The sequence below is a fragment of the Mycobacterium saskatchewanense genome, from assembly GCF_010729105.1.
Lineage (GTDB): Bacteria > Actinomycetota > Actinomycetes > Mycobacteriales > Mycobacteriaceae > Mycobacterium > Mycobacterium saskatchewanense.
In genome coordinates this window covers 3,150,241-3,166,661 of the sequence record NZ_AP022573.1, presented here as the reverse complement: position 1 = coordinate 3,166,661, position 16,421 = coordinate 3,150,241, and the positions used below count along the sequence as shown (strand labels likewise).

Annotated in this window: 17 protein-coding genes; 14 read left to right on the top strand and 3 right to left on the bottom strand. The window is 69.7% G+C overall.

Features of this window, described 5'->3' with window-relative positions; translation table 11 throughout:
- Positions 1 to 2 precede the first annotated feature (2 nt).
- Positions 3 to 1,256 carry a hypothetical protein gene (locus G6N56_RS14850; RefSeq protein WP_085255256.1) on the bottom strand — a complete coding sequence of 418 codons (1,254 nt, stop codon included), beginning with the start codon at positions 1,254 to 1,256 and terminating at the stop codon, positions 3 to 5.
- Between the two features lie 103 nt (positions 1,257 to 1,359).
- Between G6N56_RS14850 and G6N56_RS14845 the strand changes: the two genes are divergently transcribed.
- Positions 1,360 to 2,442: a DUF475 domain-containing protein gene (locus tag G6N56_RS14845; RefSeq protein WP_085255257.1), complete on the top strand. Its 1,083-nt coding sequence runs from the start codon at positions 1,360 to 1,362 to the stop codon at positions 2,440 to 2,442.
- Here G6N56_RS14845 and G6N56_RS14840 read toward each other — a convergent pair.
- Complete coding sequence (locus G6N56_RS14840) at positions 2,439 to 2,927, bottom strand: inorganic diphosphatase (protein WP_085255258.1); 489 nt, start codon at positions 2,925 to 2,927, stop codon at positions 2,439 to 2,441. The two genes, G6N56_RS14845 and G6N56_RS14840, sit on opposite strands and share 4 nt — an antisense overlap.
- A gap of 114 nt (positions 2,928 to 3,041) precedes the next feature.
- Here G6N56_RS14840 and dacB point away from each other — a divergent pair, with 114 nt between their 5' ends.
- The 4 genes from dacB to hpt are packed head-to-tail and all read left to right on the top strand — an operon-like array spanning position 3,042 to position 7,075.
- Positions 3,042 to 4,427 carry a D-alanyl-D-alanine carboxypeptidase/D-alanyl-D-alanine endopeptidase gene (dacB, locus tag G6N56_RS14835; protein WP_142280543.1) on the top strand — a complete coding sequence of 462 codons (1,386 nt, stop codon included), beginning with the start codon at positions 3,042 to 3,044 and terminating at the stop codon, positions 4,425 to 4,427.
- The gene (locus tag G6N56_RS14830; RefSeq protein WP_085255260.1) at positions 4,424 to 5,473 is read left to right on the top strand and encodes a zinc-dependent metalloprotease; all 1,050 of its coding nucleotides are present in this window, start codon (positions 4,424 to 4,426) and stop codon (positions 5,471 to 5,473) included. Before dacB ends, G6N56_RS14830 begins: the two co-directional genes overlap by 4 nt.
- Positions 5,452 to 6,414 (top strand): tRNA lysidine(34) synthetase TilS, encoded by a 963-nt coding sequence (gene tilS / locus G6N56_RS14825; RefSeq protein WP_085255261.1) that lies wholly within the window; start codon positions 5,452 to 5,454, stop codon positions 6,412 to 6,414. The genes G6N56_RS14830 and tilS overlap by 22 nt, the downstream gene beginning before the upstream one ends.
- 49 nt (positions 6,415 to 6,463) lie before the next feature.
- Entirely contained in the window at positions 6,464 to 7,075 is a 612-nt protein-coding gene (gene hpt / locus G6N56_RS14820; protein ID WP_085255262.1) for a hypoxanthine phosphoribosyltransferase, read from the top strand.
- A 4-nt stretch (positions 7,076 to 7,079) separates the two neighbouring features.
- On the opposite strand, the gene G6N56_RS14815 is transcribed toward hpt, so the two are convergent.
- A complete protein-coding gene (locus G6N56_RS14815) occupies positions 7,080 to 7,823 on the bottom strand; it encodes an SIMPL domain-containing protein (RefSeq protein WP_085255263.1) in 744 nt (247 codons plus the stop codon).
- A 291-nt stretch (positions 7,824 to 8,114) separates the two neighbouring features.
- Between G6N56_RS14815 and G6N56_RS14810 the strand changes: the two genes are divergently transcribed.
- The 9 genes from G6N56_RS14810 to G6N56_RS14770 all read left to right on the top strand — a co-directional run bounded on the left by G6N56_RS14810 (position 8,115) and on the right by G6N56_RS14770 (position 16,419).
- The gene (locus tag G6N56_RS14810) at positions 8,115 to 8,414 is read left to right on the top strand and encodes a PE family protein (RefSeq protein ID WP_085255264.1); all 300 of its coding nucleotides are present in this window, start codon (positions 8,115 to 8,117) and stop codon (positions 8,412 to 8,414) included.
- Between the two features lie 8 nt (positions 8,415 to 8,422).
- Positions 8,423 to 9,625, top strand: coding sequence for a PPE family protein (locus tag G6N56_RS14805; RefSeq protein WP_085255265.1), 1,203 nt, complete (start codon positions 8,423 to 8,425; stop codon positions 9,623 to 9,625).
- A 427-nt stretch (positions 9,626 to 10,052) separates the two neighbouring features.
- Positions 10,053 to 10,574 (top strand): MSMEG_0572/Sll0783 family nitrogen starvation response protein, encoded by a 522-nt coding sequence (locus tag G6N56_RS14800; RefSeq protein ID WP_085255403.1) that lies wholly within the window; start codon positions 10,053 to 10,055, stop codon positions 10,572 to 10,574.
- Between the two features lie 40 nt (positions 10,575 to 10,614).
- Positions 10,615 to 11,514, top strand: coding sequence for a carbon-nitrogen hydrolase family protein (locus G6N56_RS14795; RefSeq protein WP_085255266.1), 900 nt, complete (start codon positions 10,615 to 10,617; stop codon positions 11,512 to 11,514).
- Entirely contained in the window at positions 11,507 to 11,803 is a 297-nt protein-coding gene (locus tag G6N56_RS14790) for an MSMEG_0570 family nitrogen starvation response protein (protein WP_085255267.1), read from the top strand. The genes G6N56_RS14795 and G6N56_RS14790 overlap by 8 nt, the downstream gene beginning before the upstream one ends.
- Positions 11,800 to 13,071 (top strand): MSMEG_0569 family flavin-dependent oxidoreductase, encoded by a 1,272-nt coding sequence (locus G6N56_RS14785; RefSeq protein WP_085255268.1) that lies wholly within the window; start codon positions 11,800 to 11,802, stop codon positions 13,069 to 13,071. Before G6N56_RS14790 ends, G6N56_RS14785 begins: the two co-directional genes overlap by 4 nt.
- A 12-nt stretch (positions 13,072 to 13,083) precedes the next feature.
- On the top strand, positions 13,084 to 14,139 hold the full coding sequence (locus G6N56_RS14780; RefSeq protein WP_163645122.1) for an MSMEG_0568 family radical SAM protein: 1,056 nt from the start codon (positions 13,084 to 13,086) through the stop codon (positions 14,137 to 14,139).
- Entirely contained in the window at positions 14,139 to 15,563 is a 1,425-nt protein-coding gene (locus G6N56_RS14775) for an MSMEG_0567/sll0787 family protein (protein ID WP_085255269.1), read from the top strand. The genes G6N56_RS14780 and G6N56_RS14775 overlap by 1 nt, the downstream gene beginning before the upstream one ends.
- Positions 15,564 to 15,573: 10 nt before the next feature.
- Positions 15,574 to 16,419, top strand: a complete 846-nt coding sequence (locus G6N56_RS14770; protein ID WP_085255270.1) for a carbon-nitrogen hydrolase family protein — start codon at positions 15,574 to 15,576, stop codon at positions 16,417 to 16,419.
- Positions 16,420 to 16,421 lie beyond the last annotated feature (2 nt).

Below are 16,421 nucleotides of genomic sequence, written 5' to 3'. Positions count from 1 at the left end.
GATCAGCCGGTTGGACGTCCGGCGCGCGCCAGCGCCCACAGATGGACTCCGATTCCCACCAGCGGCCCGCACAACAGGGCGACTACCGTGCGGGTCTGCAGCGGCAGCGGCAACAGCAGGAGCAGCCCGGCGGCCACCGTCGCGACGACCCAGCCCAGCGAGTACGCGCGGTGCAGCGCGGCCGCGACGGCGGCGGCACCGGTGAGCGTCAGCACGGCGATCGCCACCGCCGCGCCCGTCAGCCACGCCAGCAGGGCGCCGCTGGCCAGGTACTCGGGGCCGAACGCCACGCGCAGCAACCACGGGCCCACCACCCCAGCGGCGAGCACGCCGATCGCGCCGATGCCGCCGATGACGGCCGCCGGCGCGGCCAGCGCGCGGACCCGGTCGCTGCGCTCGTCGACGAAGTGGGCGATGAGATTGCCCTGCATGGCGGTCAGCGGTACCAGCAGCGGCGCGCGAGTCAACGTGACGGCCAGGATGATCACCCCGCCCTGCGCGCCCAGCTGGTTGCTGGTCAGCTTCAGCAGCACCGGGAATCCCATCACCAGGATCGCGCTGGCGCCCGCGGCGGTGATCGAATGCGCGGCGCCGCGCAGGAACGTTGCGGTGCCGCCCGCGGTCAGCAAGCGGGCCGCGGTGCGCGCCGCGGGCGAGGTCAGCAGCACGATCAGCCAGGCCACCGCGCCCGCCACGGTCGCCCACAGGAAGCCGATCAGCCCCCAGCCGAGGACGACCGTGGCTGCCGCGACCGCGACGCGCAGGACGGCGTCGGTCACCATCAGCGCGCCGTACCGGGTCCACTGGTCGGTGCCGGCCAGCATGCCGAGCAGGGTCGCGTGCAGGCAGAAACCGGCCAGGCCGACGCTCAGCAGGCCCACCGACAGCCAGCGCGCCTCGACGAAGACCCGCCCGCCCCACAGCGGCGAGCTGCCGGCGATCAGGACGGCGGCGGCCACGCCGACCAGCGCGGCGACGCGCAGGGGATGGGTGCGGCCGCCCGGGGGGATCTCGCTGACGTAGCGCGTCGAGCGGACCTCCCGGGTGGTTTCCTGCAGCAACCCGAACGCCGCGCCGGTGACCAAGCCGAAAGCGCCCCAGAACACCCCGAAGATCGAGAAGCCGCCGGGGGCGAGGTCGCGGGCGGCGAGGTAAATGACGGCGTAGCCGCAGCAGGCGGTCACCGCGGTGGCGGTGCCGACCCGGGCCACGCTGCCGCGGGCGACCGGTCCCCGCGAGGCGCCGACCTCGGTCACCCGGCCCGCACTTTGCTCACATTTGAAAATATTAGGGGCGGCGCACTGATGTCCCGCGCCGATGACGCCGTTCGCTATCGTGGGCGCCTGTCGGGAAGGATCCATGGCCGCGCTTCGCACCTTCGGAATTTCGCTCGTTGTCACCGCCGCGGCCCTCGCCGCCGGATACGCGCATGGCGGCGCCAAGGATCTCTTCCTCCTCCTGGTGCTCGCCGTCCTCGAGGTGTCGCTGTCGTTCGACAACGCCATCATCAATGCGGCGATCCTGCAGCGGATGAGCCCCTTCTGGCGGCAGATGTTCCTTACGGTCGGGGTGCTGGTCGCGGTCTTCGGCATGCGGCTGCTGTTCCCGTTGGTGATCGTCTGGGCGACCGCCGGCATCCCGCCCGTTCGCGCGATGGACATGGCGCTGCACCCGCCGCCGCACGGGGCGCTGGAATACCCGGACGGCTCGCCCAGCTACGAAAAGCTCGTCGTCGCCGCGCACCCGCAGATCGCGGCGTTCGGCGGGATATTCCTGCTGATGTTGTTCCTGGACTTCGTCTTTCACGACCGGGACATCAAGTGGCTCAAGTGGATCGAGGTCCCGTTCGCGCGGATCGGCCGCGTCGGTCAGGCGTCGGTGATGGTGGCCGCGGTCGTGCTGATCGTCGTGGGCACGCAGCTGACGCGTTCCGACGACGAGCGCGCGACGGTGCTGACCGCCGGGCTGCTCGGCCTGGTCACGTACCTGGTCGTCAACGGGATGAGCCGGGCGTTCCGGCCGCCGGACGTCCAGTCGGCGGGAAAGGCGGCCGGTAAGGCGGTGGGCAAGGCCGGGCTGACGCTGTTCCTCTACCTCGAGGTGCTCGACGCCGCCTTCTCGTTCGACGGCGTCACCGGCGCCTTCGCGATCACCTCGGACCCGATCGTCATCGCGCTCGGTCTGGGGCTGATCGGGTCGATGTTCGTCCGGTCGATCACCATCTTCCTGGTGAACCAGGACGCGCTGGACCGCTACGTGTACTTGGAGCACGGCGCGCACTGGGCGATCGGCGTGCTGTCGGTGATCATGCTGCTCTCGATCGAGCCGCGGTTCGAGATCCCCGAGGTGCTGACGGCTTCCGTGGGAGTGGTGTTCATCGGCGCGGCGCTGGGCTGGAGCGTGTTGCGCAATCGGCGCGCCGCGGCGCTCAAGGCCGGCTAATGCCCTGAGGTCTTGAACCGCTCCACCGAGCGCTGTACCTCCGCCTCGGCGTCCGCCCGGCCGACCCAGTCCGCGGCCTTGACGAACTTGCCCGGCTCCAAATCTTTGTAGTGCATGAAGAAGTGCTTGATCGTGTCGAGCTCGAACGCCGGGACGTCGCCGATGTCCTGAATGTGCTCCCACCGGTGGTCCCCGGCCGGGACGCAGAGCACCTTGTCGTCGCCGCCGGCCTCGTCGGTCATCCGGAACATCCCCACCGGCCGTGCCTCGACGATCACCCCGGGGAACACCGACTGCGGGAGCAGCACCAGCGCGTCGAGCGGGTCGCCGTCCTCGCCGAGGGTGTCGTCAATGAAGCCGTAGTCGGTCGGGTAGGCCATCGAGGTGTAGAGGTAGCGGTCCAGCCGCACCCGCCCGGTCTCGTGATCGACCTCGTACTTGTTGCGCTGGCCTTTCGGAATTTCGATGGTCACGTCGAACTGCACCGTCTCGGCTCCTTCATCTGCGGTGGGCCCGGGTCAAGCTGGCGTCGGGGGTCCACCCTAGTCGAGCGCGCTGCGGCTCTTTCGGCAGAATGGGTCGAAACAGTCAGGAGAGTGATGGGTCCTACTCGCTGGCGGAAATCCACCCAGGTGTTCATCGGATTGGCCGTGCTGGTGTTCGTCGCCGCGGTGGTTGCGGCGGCGACGTTCTTCACGACCGGTGGCCACGGGTCTGGCGGCGCGCGGGCCCCGATTCCGCCGCCGCACGCGCCCACCGTCAAGCCCGGCGTGACCCCGGTCAGCGACACCGCGGAGGTGCCCAGCCCCGCGGGGGTGGCGGCCACTCTCGCGGCCCTGGCGGCCGACCCGAACCTGGGCCGGCTCGGTGCCCGGGTCACCGACGCCCTGACCGGCAAGGAGCTCTGGCAGGTGGCGAGCGACCTCCCCCTGGTCCCGGCGTCGACCAACAAGGTGCTGACCGCCGCCGCGGCCCTGCTGACCCTCGACCACCAGGCGCGCATCAGCACGCGCGTGGTGGCCGGCAGCCAGAACGCGCAGGGCCCCGTCGTGTTGGTGGGCTCCGGGGACCCGCTGCTGTCGGCGGTGCCGCCCGGCGTCGACACCTGGTACAAGGGTTCGGCGCGGATCAGCGACCTCGTCGAGCAGGTGCGCCGCAGCGGCGTGACGCCCACCTCGGTGCAGGTCGACACCTCGGCGTTCAGCGGTCCCATGATGGCGCAGGGCTGGGACCCCGCAGACGTCGACAACGGCGACATCGCGCCGATCGAATCGGTGATGGTCGACGCCGGGCGCATCCAGCCGACCACGGTCAACTCGCGGCGGTCCAGGACTCCGGCGCTCGACGCCGGCCGGGAGCTGGCCAAGGCCCTCGGGCTGGATCCTGGCGCGGTGACCATCGCCAAGGCGCCGTCCGGCGCGCGGCAGCTGGCCGTGGTGCAGTCCGCGCCGCTGGTTCAGCGGCTGGGGCAGATGATGGACCACTCCGACAACGTCATGGCCGAGTGCATAGCCCGGGAGGTGGCCGCGGCCATCAACCGCCCGCAGAGCTTCGCCGGCGCGGCGGACGCGGTCACCAACCGGTTGAGCACCGCGCACGTCGAGACCGCCGGCGCCGCGCTGCTGGATTCCAGTGGGCTCTCGGTCGACGACCGGCTGACGGCCAAGACGCTCGACGGCGTGGTGCAGGCGGCGGCGGGGCCGGACCAGCCCGCGCTGCGGGCGCTGCTGGACCTGCTCCCGATCGCGGGCGGCAGTGGCACGCTGGCCGACCGTTTCCTCGACGCGTCCACCAACCAGGGCCCGGCGGGCTGGTTGCGTGCCAAGACCGGCTCGTTGACCGCGATCAACGCGTTGGCGGGCGTGCTGACCGACCGCAGCGGCCGGGTGCTCACGTTCGCCTTCCTCTCCAACGCCGCGGGACCGAACGGCCGCAACGCGATGGACGCGCTGGCCGCCCGGCTCTGGTCCTGTGGGTGCGCATGACCCCGTCGGACCTGACCCTCGGCACCGCCGTCGACTGGCGCTTCGCCGCCACCGTCGGCCAGCGGTTGGCCCGCCCCGGCCCGGCGTCCAGCGAGTACACCCGCCGCCAGGCGGTCGACGAGCTCGCGGGCGCGGCGGCCAAGGCCGAACCGCCGGTGCGTGACGTCACCGGCCTGGTTACCGACGGCCCCATCCCCCCGGCCCGCGTCGTGGACCGGCCGCAGTGGATCGGCGCGGCCGCCGAGTCGATGCGTGTGATGATGAACGGCAGCGAGAAGCCCCGGGGGTTCCTCACCGGCCGCGTCACCGGCGCGCAGACCGGAGCCGTGCTGGCGTTCGTATCGTCCGGCATCCTCGGCCAGTACGACCCGTTCGCCGAGGCGAAACAGGGCCGCCTGCTGCTCGTGTATCCCAACGTGATCGCCGTCGAGCGTCAACTGCGGGTGCAACCGTCCGATTTCCGGCTATGGGTGTGCCTGCACGAGGTGACGCATCGCGTCCAGTTCAGCGCCAACCGGTGGTTGTCCGGCTACATGTCCCAGGCGCTGGAGATGCTGACCCGCGACACCGGCGAGGACATCGGCAAGGTGGCGGCCCGACTCGCCGACTACGCGCGCACCCGCGGCGTGGGGGCCGCCGCGCCTGATGCGAACTCGTCGGGAATTCTCGGCCTGGTGCGCGCCGTGCAATCGGAGCCGCAGCGCAACGCGCTCGACCAGTTGCTGGTGCTGGGCACGCTGCTGGAGGGGCACGCCGACCACGTGATGGACGCCGTCGGCCCGATGGTGGTGCCGTCGGTGGCCACGATCCGCCGCCGGTTCGACGAGCGCCGGAACCGCAAGCAGCCGCCCCTGCAGCGCCTGCTGCGCGCCCTGCTCGGCCTCGACGCCAAGCTCAGCCAGTACACCCGCGGCAAGGCGTTCGTCGACCACGTGGTCGGCCGGGTCGGCATGGAGCGGTTCAACACCGTCTGGTCCGGTCCCGACACGCTGCCTCTGCCATCCGAGATCGAAGAGCCGCAGCGATGGATCGACAGGGTTCTGTAGGCCAGTTGCGCCAGGCCGTCGAGGCATTCGGCAAGAACTATCTCGGCACCGTCGACCGGTGGTGCGTGGCCCTCTCGGGCGGACCGGACTCGCTGGCGCTGACCGCCGTGGCGGCCGGGCTGGCGCCCACCACCGCGCTGATCGTGGATCACGGGCTGCAATATGACTCGGCGACCGTTGCCGAAGCCGCCCGGGCCCAGGCTGTTTCCCTGGGATGCGTTGACGCGCAAGTGGTTCGGGTGCGCGTAGGCAACGAGGGCGGTCCCGAGGCGGCCGCCCGTGCCGCCCGCTACGCCGCCCTGGGTGCGTACCGCGACGGCCCGGTGTTGCTGGGCCACACCTTGGACGACCAGGCCGAGACGGTGCTGCTGGGTCTGGGTCGCGGCTCGGGGGTGCGCTCGATCGCCGGCATGCGCCCGCATGACCCGCCGTGGTGCCGGCCGCTGTTGGGCGTCCGGCGCGTCGTCACGCTCGCCGCCTGCGAGGAGCTGGGCCTGACCGCCTGGCAGGACCCGCACAACTCCGACCGCCGGTTCACACGGGCCCGGCTGCGCCTCGAGGTACTGCCGCTTTTGGAGGACGTGCTGGGCGGCGGAGTGGCCGAGGCGCTGGCCCGCACCGCGACGGCGTTGCGGGAAGACAACGAGCTCATCGACACGCTGGCCGCGCAGGCGCTGCCGGAATGTAAGGCAGACGCGGGCCTGCGGGCCGCGGCGCTGTCCGCGCTGCCCGCCCCGGTGCGCCGGCGGGTGATCCGCGGCTGGCTGCTGGCGGGGGGTGCGACCGGCCTGACCGACAAGCAGATTCGCGGCGTCGACGCGCTCGTGACCGCCTGGCGCGGGCAGGGCGGCGTGGCGGTGGGGTCCGCCTTGCGCGGCGAGCGGTTGGTCGCGGGGCGGCGCGACGGCGTGCTCGCGTTGTGGCGCGAGCCGGTCCGCTGACCCAATTTTGGGGCTGCCGTTGGTTTGTCGGCCGGTGGCGTGGCACGCTGTGGGCGTGGCCCAGATCCCGTCGGCGACCAGTTCCGCCCAACCCGTGGAGCTGTACCCCGGGGACATCAAGTCGGTGCTCTTGACTGAGGAGCGCATTCAGGCCCGTATCGCCGAGCTCGGCGAGGAGATCGGCAACCACTACCGGGCCGCCACCGCCGAGACCGGCCAGGACCTGCTGCTGATCACCGTGCTCAAGGGCGCTGTGATCTTCGTCACCGACCTGGCCCGCGCGATCCCGGTACCGACCCAGTTCGAGTTCATGGCCGTCAGCTCCTACGGGACCTCCACGTCGTCGTCCGGTGTGGTGCGCATCCTCAAGGACCTGGACCGCGACATCGAGGGCCGCGACGTGCTGATCGTCGAGGACGTCGTCGACTCCGGCCTGACGCTGTCCTGGCTGCTGCGGAACCTGACCAGCCGGCATCCACGGTCGCTGCAGGTGTGCACGCTGCTGCGCAAGCCCGACGCGCGGGGCGCCAACGTCGACATCGCCTACGTCGGCTTCGACATCCCCAACGACTTCGTCGTGGGCTACGGTCTCGACTACGACGAGCGCTACCGCGACCTGTCCTACATCGGCACCCTGGACCCGCGGGTGTATCAGCAGTAGGGCTTCAGTTCAGCTCCCACACCGCCGTCACCGAGAAGCTCACCGTCTGCTGGCCGGGTTCCAGGCCGAGCGCGCTGGCCCTCGGTGGCGCCGGCGGGCCCGGTGCGGGCGTGCCGCCGGCCGCCTCGGAGATGGACAGCACTCTGCCCAGGTGCAGGCCGGACAGTTGCGCGTATTGGTCGGCGCGGTTTTTGGCGTCGTTGAAGGCCCGCGCCCGCGCGTCTTTGACCAGCTGCGAGTCATCGGCGATGGAATAGCTGACCGAGCCGATCCGGGTGGCGGCGCCGCCGGTGTTCACGATGAGCGCCAGCGTCTGCGACGCGGCGTCCGGGGGGTGGATCTTGACCACGATGGAATTGGTGGCGCGGTAGCCGGTGATGGTGGGGGCGCCGTTTGGCTCGGGGTTGCTGTATTGGGGTTGGAGCGTGACGTCGGTGGTCTTGATGTCCTTGCGGTCGATGCCGGCGCCCAGCAGCGCGTTGATGACCGCTTGCTGGCGGTCATTGGTCTGGTTCATCGCGGTCGTGACGTCCGGGCTGGTGAATTCGATGCTCGCGTTGGTGGTCAGGGTGTCCGGGACGCCCTGCACCTGGCCCGCTCCCACCACGGTCACCTGACGTGGGTTGGCGCCGGGCGGGGTGGCTGGGGTGTGGGAGTCGCACGCCGGCACCAGGGCGATGGCCAGGCCGGCGGCGGCGAGGACCGGCGCCCTGCGGACGAAACTCGGGGCGCGTCGTGCGGTTGGCATGGGTGGACACTAGCGCGCCGGCCCCGGCGGCGTTGAGCCCTCGCGTCGGCGGCAAAGGATAATGCCTGCTCTAGCAACCGGAGCAAAGTTCATGCTGAACTCAAAACATATTGGTTTCCAACAATTTTGATTGACTCTTCAAAATCTGCAGCACAGTCGGCCAGCTAAGTGAACAGCCCATGAAAAGACGACGCACGGGCTGTAATGCGCGGCCCTGGGTGCCTAACGTGTCGGGCTGACGAGTGCGGGTCACGAAACCCGTTGAGCCAGAACACCCTTTGAGGAGGACGCATGTCCATGATGAAAGCGCAGCCGGAACAGCTGGCCGCGGCCGCCGACGAGCTGCAGGCCATCAACGCGGCGATGCGCGCGGGAAGCGCGGCGGCCGCCGCACCGACGACCGGGGTGGTTCCGGCGGCCGCCGACGTGGTGTCGGCGCTCACCGCCGCGCAATTCGCCGCGCACGCAGGGCTTTACCAAGCGATCAGCGCGGAGGCGGCGACCTTCCAGGAACTGCTGGCGACCGTGCTGGGCATCAGCGCGGGTTCCTATGCCGCCACCGAGGCGGCCAACACCGCCGCGGTCGGTTAGGGGCGGTCATGCTGGATTTTGCGCAATTGCCCCCGGAGGTCAATTCGGCGCTGATGTATTCGGGCCCCGGCTCCGGGCCGATGCTGTCGGTCGCGGCCGCATGGGATGGCCTGGCCGCCGAGCTGCACGACACCGCGTCCGCGTACGCGTCGTTGATCGCCGGGCTGACAGACAGGGCCTGGAACGGACCGGCCGCAGCGGCTATGGGGGCGGCGGCCGCACCGCAGCTGGCGTGGCTCGACATCACCGCCGGACAGGCGGAGCAGGCCGCCGCCCAGGCCGTGGCGGCGGTGGGCGCCTACGAGGCGGCGTTTGGCGCGACGGTCCCGCCCGCGGAGGTCGCCGCCAACCGAGCGCTGCTGGCGGCCCTGCTGGCGACGAACGTCCTCGGGCAGAACACGGCGGCGATCGCGGCGACGGAGGCCCAGTACGCCGAGATGTGGGCGCAGGACGCGGCGGCGATGTACGGCTACGCCGGGTCGTCCGCCGCGGCGGCGACGTTGTCGCCGTTTCGTCCCGCGGCGCCGGCAACGAATCCGGCCGGAGTCGCCGCGCAGACCGCGGCGGTGGCCCAGGCGCAGAACCTCTACGCGGTGCCCGACGCGCTGTCGGCGCTGGCCGGGTTGACCAATTCCCCGCCCTGGCTGGCCAACCCGGCGGCGGCACTCGGACTCACCGGTCACGCCTGGAATGGCAACGGGGACGGGATCATCGCTGCGGGGGTCCTCGGCGACTTGGTAGAGGGCCTGACCGGTTCGGCGACCGTCGATGCCAGCACGGGTTTCGACGCCTTCATCAGGCTGATTTCGCCAACCCGACTGTTCACCACGGCGTTCAAAGACATCCAGGGCCTGACCCAGGCGATTACGCCGTCGGCCGCGAAGGCCGCCGAGGGTGCCGCCAAAGCCGTCGAGGCCGTGCCGCAAGCCATTCCATCCGCGCTGGGCGGTGCGGCGGCCTCGCTGGGCAGGGCGATGCCGGTGGGGGGAATGTCGGTGCCGTCGGCCTGGGCCGGGGCGGCCCCGGCGGCGACCTCCACCCTGTCGGCACTCAACGGCTTGGCGGCCGGCACCGCCGCCGAGCCGGTGGCCAACACCCTGGGCGGCTTGCCGGTCATGGCCGGAGGAGGTGGGCGCGGACTTGCCCACTTCGTCGCCCCTCGATACGGATTCAAGCCGACCGTGGTGGCGCAGCCGCCCGCCGGCGGATGATCTCGGGGCGGACGCGCCCGGGCCATCGGGGTAGGAGACCTTTCGGACCGCAACAGGCGATGAGCCAGTGCCGGTCGCCCGAAGCATCAGTTGTCGGTAATTGAGGTTCTGTCGGCGGGTGCGGCATGTCACCGGTCGGCTGACAGACAGTTTCGCGCGTGCGCATGGACCTCGGTCCGCCGCGAACTGCGGATACCGCTTCGAGGAGCTTAGTCCCGTGGTTGCCGGCCGTCGTTTTCGGCGACGCGGCTGGGAAGCAACGTGACGTCAGGGACATTACGGAAATATTACGCGTGTGAGCACGAGTAAACGTGTCTGTATTCCACAGATAACCATTGCATAATTCGAGAGGCCTGTAATGGACACAGTCGGAGTTCCCGACAACCAGGCAAAGTCGCCACTCACCCACCGAAATATGGAGCATTCCATGCCTTTTGACGAGTCCATCGCCGAGAAGATCGCGACATCTCTGGCCGAGATCCCGCATCCGTCGCAACCGAAGGGCGCAAATATCTACGGCAGTACGAAGATCTTTCCGGACTACCAGGCCGGAGACGGGGAGTGCTACTTCACGCTGATCCACGGCGTTGCCCACGAGTCGTCCGTGACGTTCACCGCGGTGTTGCAGGCCACCCGCGCCCTGCGTAAGGGCTTTGAGTCCGCAGTATACTTCTACGGCCCGGGCGCAATCAATTGTCTTGCCACCCGGGGGTTTCCGAAGATCGGGGACTCCGGCTTCCCCGGCCAGCAGAACGTCAACGAGGCATTGACGACGTTCATCGCCGAGGGGGGCACCGTCTTCTGCTGCCGCTGGGGGCTGGGTCTGCACGGCGGCCGCGAAGAGGACCTCATCGAGGGTGTCATCCCTGCACACCCGCTCGATGTGCAGGACGCTCTCATCTACTACACCCGCAAGGGAGCCGTCATCAATTCCACCTACATGGTCTGACGGCGACGCCAGAATCGTTGCGCAGAACGGGGATTCAGTGATGACAACTCTTGCGGCCGTATCGGCGAACTTTACCCGCGACCTCGAACAGAACTTCGCGCAGATCGCCTCCCTCGCCCAGGAGGCCCGGGCAAGGGGCGTCGATTTCATGGCGTTGCCCGAGGCCGCCGTCGGCGGGTATCTGTCGTCGCTGGGCAACCACGGCGACACTATTCGAACGACACCACGCTCTTTGCCGCCGGCGATTCGGATCGACGGGCCCGAAATCGCCCGCGTCCAGACCATCGTCGGTCGGCTCATCGTCGCGATCGGCTTCTGCGAGCTGGACGACGATGGCGAGACTCGTTACAACTCCGCTGCTTTGCTCGACGGTGAGAACGTCTACGGCGTCTATCGCAAGGTGCATCAGCCGCTGGGCGAAGGCATGTCGTATTCGGCGGGCTCACGCTACGACGTCTTCGACACGCCGTTGGGCCGAGTCGGTCTGCAGATCTGTTATGACAAAGCCTTTCCCGAGGCCGCCAGGGTCATGGCACTCAACGGGGCGCAGATCATCGCCAGCCTGTCGGCCTGGCCGGCGGCGCGCACGGCTACGGCCGAGAACCTGCAGGACGATCGGTGGACGTACCGGTTCAACCTGTTCGACACGGCCCGCGCCCTGGACAACCAGGTGTTCTGGATGGCCTCCAACCAGAGCGGCACCTTCGGTTCCCTGCGCTACGTCGGAAATGCGAAGATCGTCGACCCGGGCGGAAACGTTCTGGCCACAACGCTTCTGGACAGCGGGATGGCGGTAGCCGAGGTGGACGTCGACGCGACATTCCGCACGATGCGGGCGGGAATGTTCCACCTGCGTGACCGGCGGCCTGACGTCTATGGGCCGCTGACGGACATCGACGCCTCGCAGGCGGCCAAATGGCGGGAGCTGGCCCATGCCTGAGATGACTTTTGAGGTGCGCTGGCCCGACGGCAGCACCCTGCGCTGTTACTCGCCCAGCCTGGTCATGCATGACTACCTGCGCACCGGCTCTGAATACACGGTCGCGGACTTCCTCGACCGCTCGGGTCGTGCGCTCGCCGAGGCGAGCGAACGGGTGCGGGCCAAGTACGGCTTCGCGTGCACTTCCGCGGCCGAGACGACTGCGTTGATCGCCGGTGCCGCCGAACAGTTCCCCTCCCATGCCCTGGTCGAGATAACCGCGATGCAACCCGAATTGGAGCGATCATGACAACCTCGGGCCATGCGACCGTCGCGGTCATCGGCGGCGGTCAGGCGGGCCTCTCGGTCAGCTGGTACCTGGGCCGCGCCGGCATCGACCACGTCGTCCTGGAAGCGGCGACACCGATGCACGCCTGGGCCGACACTCGTTGGGACAACTTCACTCTGGTCACTCCGAACTGGCACTGCCGGCTACCCGGGTACGCCTACGACGGGCCGGACCCGGACGGATTCATGACACGTGACGAGTTGGTCGAGTGGCTGGCGGGGTGGCTGAAGACGTTTGCTCCCCCACTGCGCACCCGGGTCCGGGTGACGCGTCTGGTGAATCGGTCCGAGGGTGGCTTCGAATTGACCTTGCAGACCGCGCGGGGAACCGAGACATTGACGTGCGAACACGCGGTGGTCGCCACCGGCGGATACCCGGTGCCGGTGGTTCCGCCGTTCGCCGGCTCGCTGGATCCGGCGATCACCCAGATCCACTCCGAGCAGTACCGCAACCCCGACCAGCTTCCGCCCGGTGCGGTCCTGGTCGTCGGTAGCGGGCAGTCCGGTGTTCAGATCGCCGAGGACCTGCATCTGGCGGGCCGCCAGGTCCACCTCGCGGTGGGCAACGCTCCCCGGGTGGCCCGCTTCTACCGGGGACGCGACTGCATGACCTGGCTGGCGGACATGGGCCTGTATGACAAACCCGCACAACAGTATCCGGGCGGCAAAGCCGCCACCGAGAAGACCAACCATTACGTCACGGGACGCGATGGCGGCCGTGACGTGGACCTGCGCCGCTTCGCCCAGCAAGGGATGAGGCTGTACGGGGTGCTCGCCGACGGCAAAGACGCGACACTGCGCTTCGAACCCACGTTGACCCAGGCGCTCGATCATGCCGACTCGGTGTACAACTCGATCTGCTCGGACATCGACGGCTACATCCAGCGGGAGAACCTCGATGCGCCGCCGGCGTCGCGGTACGAACCGGTTTGGCGACCCGACGTCGAGCCGACGGCGCTCGACATGGCGGCCGAGGGGGTGACCGGCATCGTGTGGGCCATCGGCTACCGGCCCGACTACCGGTGGATCGAGGCCAGCGCCTTCGACGGTGCCGGTCGCCCGATGCAGACCCGCGGCGTCACGATGGTGCCGGGGCTGAGTTTCATCGGCCTGCCGTGGATGCACACCTGGGGCTCGGGCCGCTTCCTCGGCATCGACTGCGACGCTCGACACGTCGCCGCCACCATCATCGACGGCTACGAGTCGCTACGACTCGCGGTCGGGCACTGAAGGAGTCACACCATGTCTGTGTCCACCCGGGTGGATCTGGCGTTGCTGGGTATCCGCGGACGGCCTCCGGTCAGCCGAACCGCGGGCGCCGGCCCGAGCGCCGACGGCCATCTCGTCATCGACGGGCTCAACGCGGCGGTTCCCCGCAACCCGAAGAGTCCCTTCGTGTTCGAGGGCGCCCGCATACTTTTCGGCGATCAAGACACCGGGCTGGACGTCGAGGTCGTCGACCGGCCGCGCTTCTACGACCTGACCACCGCCGACGGCGTACCCTACGAGAAACTCGCTCGGCTGCACGGGCGCAACGTGCTGGCGACCACCGTCGTGCAGACCTGCGTCCGGTACGCGCCCGAGAAGCGGTGCCGCTTCTGCACCATCGAGGAATCGCTGCGGTCGGGCGCCACCACGGCCGTCAAGCGCCCCGCCGAACTCGCCGAAGTCGCGGAGGCGGCGGTCCGCCTCGACGGCGTCACCCAGATGGTCATGACCACCGGAACCTCTGCCGGCGCCGACCGCGGCGCCCGCCACCTGGCCCGCTGCGTGCGCGCGGTGAAGGCGGCCGTCCCGGACCTGCCCGTCCAGGTCCAGTGCGAGCCCCCGGCCGACCTGGCGGCGCTCGGCGAGTTGCGCGAGGCGGGCGCCGACGCGATCGGCATCCACGCCGAGTCCCTCGACGAAGACGTTCGGCGGCGCTGGATGCCAGGCAAGTCCGTTGTCCCGCTGGACATCTACCGCGCCACGTGGCGGGAAGCGGTCCGGCTCTTCGGCCCCAACCAGGTCTCCACCTACCTGCTGGTCGGCCTCGGCGAAGATCCCGATGCGCTGATCGCCGGGGTATCGGAGTTGATCGCGATGGGCGTGTACCCCTTCGTCGTGCCGTTCCGGCCGCAACCCGGGTCCCTCGCCGTCGACGCCGACGGCATCGGTGCCCCCGAGGCGGCGGTCGTCGAAAAAGTCAGCCGTGAGGTCGCCGCTCTGCTGCGGGCGGCCGGGATGTCTGGTGCCGACCAGCGGGCCGGGTGCGCGGCCTGTGGGGCTTGCAGCGTCCTGCAGAACCTGGGGGCGTGATGATTCCCTTCACCACCGTCGCCCAGGCAACGCCGGTCGGCTCGTCGATCCTGGCGGGCACCCCGCCGGCTCCCGCGCGGTTCCTCATCCGGCCCGTCGAGTCCCCAGGCGAACTCGAGGGCTACCGGCGGCTGCGCCGCGACGCGTTCGTTACCGACCAGGGCCTTTTCCCCGGAAGCGACCGCGACGATGCCGACGACGATCCCCGCACCGTCGTATTGGTCGCGACCACGCCGGATGAGCGGGTGCTCGGCGGCGTGCGCCTGGGCCCGGCCACCAACGTCGACCTCGGCTGGTGGACCGGTAGCCGGCTGGTCAGCGACCCCTCGGCGCGGGCCGCCGGCGTGGGACCCGCGCTGGTACGTGCGGCGTGCGCGTACGCCGAATCGGCGGGCGTGTTGCGCTTCGAGGCCACGGTGCAGCGGCGCTACGCGCCCCTGTTCGCCCGACTGGGCTGGCAAACCCTGGGAGAGTGCGTCGTCGCGGGGCGTCAGCACACGTGGATGCGCTGGCCCTTGCACCCGATACATCAGGTCACCGCGGCGGCGAAATCGTTTCTCGGGGAGGCGCTTCGGCCACTACGGACCTTGCCGGGTGCGCTGGGACCGGCGGGTTTCGTCGGTGACGACGGCGCACCGGTTCCCGGCAGCGACGTCATCGCCGCATGCGATGCCATCGTCCCGTCGATGGTCGAGCGCGACCCGCACTGGGCCGGGTGGTGTTCGGTTCTGGTCAACGTCAACGACCTCTCCGCCATGGGCGCTGACCCGATCGGCCTGTTGGACGCCGTCGGCGCTCCCAATCGCGGCATACTCGACCGCGTGATCGCTGGATTGTCGGCAGCTTCGGAAGCGTGGCGGGTGCCGGTGTTAGGCGGACACACCCAGCTCGGCGTGCCGGCGGCGCTGGCTGTCACGGCGCTGGGCAGGACCCGCACACCAGTTGCGGCCGGGGCGGCGAGGGCGGGCGCGCGGGTACGCCTGACAGCGGACACATACGGCCGATGGCGGCCGGGATACGCTGGGCGTCAATGGGATTCGACCAGTACGCGCAGTACCGACGACCTGGTGGCCATGACCCGGATAGTCCAGTCGATGCAACCCCGGGCCGCCAAGGACGTCAGTATGGCCGGCGCGGTGGGAACGCTGGGGATGATGGCCGAGGCGTGCGGTACCGGCGCCGAACTCGACATGGCAGCGGTACCCCGTCCGGCGGACGCGGAGATGCGCGATTGGCTGACCTGTTTTCCCGGCTACGCGATGCTCACCGCGGACTCGCGGCAACCGACGCCCCCGCTGCCTGCGGGGGTGGTCAGCACCGAATGCGGATCGCTGACCACCGAGCCGGGTGTCAGATTGCGCTGGCCGGACGGCGTTGTGACGGCGGCGCTCGGCTCGGCGGTGACCGGACTTGGCCCAGCCTGAGGGAGATCGTTTGGCACCCATCACCATCGCCGCGGTCGCCGCGCATTTCGGCCGCGATCTGGAGCGTTGCCTGAACAAGGTCGTCGGGATCATCGACGCCGCGGCGCAGGGCGGGGTGGACCTGCTGGTGTTCCCTGATGCCTGCCTGGGCGGCTACATCGGGGACTTCCAGGTGCCCGACCCGGACGACCCCCCGCCCACGCTGCAGCCCGACGGACCCGAGATCGCGCGAGTGAGCGCCGCGGCCGGCGCCATGACTGTGTGTGTGGGCTACGCCGAAGCGGCGCCGCAGGGGGGCAGGTACAACACCGCGGTGTGCGTATCCGGCGACGGCACGCTGGGCAGCTACCGGAAGGTGCACCAGCCGGTCGGCGAATCGTTGACCTACCTGGCCGGTGACTCGTTCTCCACCTTCGATACCCCGGTCGGGCGGCTGGGAATGCTCATCGACTACGACAAGACGTTCCCGGAGGCAGCCCGCACGTTGGCGACCGACGGCGCCGACGTCATCGCGGCCCTGTCCGCCTGGCCGGCGAGCATCACCGACCGAGCCTCCCGGCTACCGGCCGACCGGCAATCGCGGCTCTTCGATCTTTACGACTGCGCGCGCGCCGCCGAAAACCAGGTGGTGCTCGTGTCGTCCAACCAGACCGGCATCATGGGAAACCTCCGTTTCCTCGGCCAGGCAAAAGTGGTGGGACCCGGTGGTGACATCCTGGCGACCACACGCACCAAGGGGGGACTGGCCGAGGTGAGCATCGATGTTGCCGCCGAAATTGCGCGTGCGCGCAGGGTTTTGAACCATCTGGCGGAGCTGCGGCCCGACGCCTACCAGACGAAGCCGGCTCCGCTATGACG

Coding starts and splice junctions, on each gene's coding strand:
- G6N56_RS14805 (WP_085255265.1), top strand. CDS start 8,423: ATGCTGGATTTTGCGCAATTGCCCCCGGAGGTCAATTCGGCGCTGATG.
- G6N56_RS14775 (WP_085255269.1), top strand. CDS start 14,139: ATGATTCCCTTCACCACCGTCGCCCAGGCAACGCCGGTCGGCTCGTCG.
- G6N56_RS14830 (WP_085255260.1), top strand. CDS start 4,424: ATGACCCCGTCGGACCTGACCCTCGGCACCGCCGTCGACTGGCGCTTC.
- G6N56_RS14780 (WP_163645122.1), top strand. CDS start 13,084: ATGTCTGTGTCCACCCGGGTGGATCTGGCGTTGCTGGGTATCCGCGGA.
- G6N56_RS14800 (WP_085255403.1), top strand. CDS start 10,053: ATGCCTTTTGACGAGTCCATCGCCGAGAAGATCGCGACATCTCTGGCC.
- G6N56_RS14785 (WP_085255268.1), top strand. CDS start 11,800: ATGACAACCTCGGGCCATGCGACCGTCGCGGTCATCGGCGGCGGTCAG.
- G6N56_RS14815 (WP_085255263.1), bottom strand. CDS start 7,823: ATGCCAACCGCACGACGCGCCCCGAGTTTCGTCCGCAGGGCGCCGGTC.
- dacB (WP_142280543.1), top strand. CDS start 3,042: ATGGGTCCTACTCGCTGGCGGAAATCCACCCAGGTGTTCATCGGATTG.
- G6N56_RS14845 (WP_085255257.1), top strand. CDS start 1,360: ATGGCCGCGCTTCGCACCTTCGGAATTTCGCTCGTTGTCACCGCCGCG.
- tilS (WP_085255261.1), top strand. CDS start 5,452: ATGGATCGACAGGGTTCTGTAGGCCAGTTGCGCCAGGCCGTCGAGGCA.
- G6N56_RS14810 (WP_085255264.1), top strand. CDS start 8,115: ATGTCCATGATGAAAGCGCAGCCGGAACAGCTGGCCGCGGCCGCCGAC.
- G6N56_RS14795 (WP_085255266.1), top strand. CDS start 10,615: ATGACAACTCTTGCGGCCGTATCGGCGAACTTTACCCGCGACCTCGAA.
- G6N56_RS14790 (WP_085255267.1), top strand. CDS start 11,507: ATGCCTGAGATGACTTTTGAGGTGCGCTGGCCCGACGGCAGCACCCTG.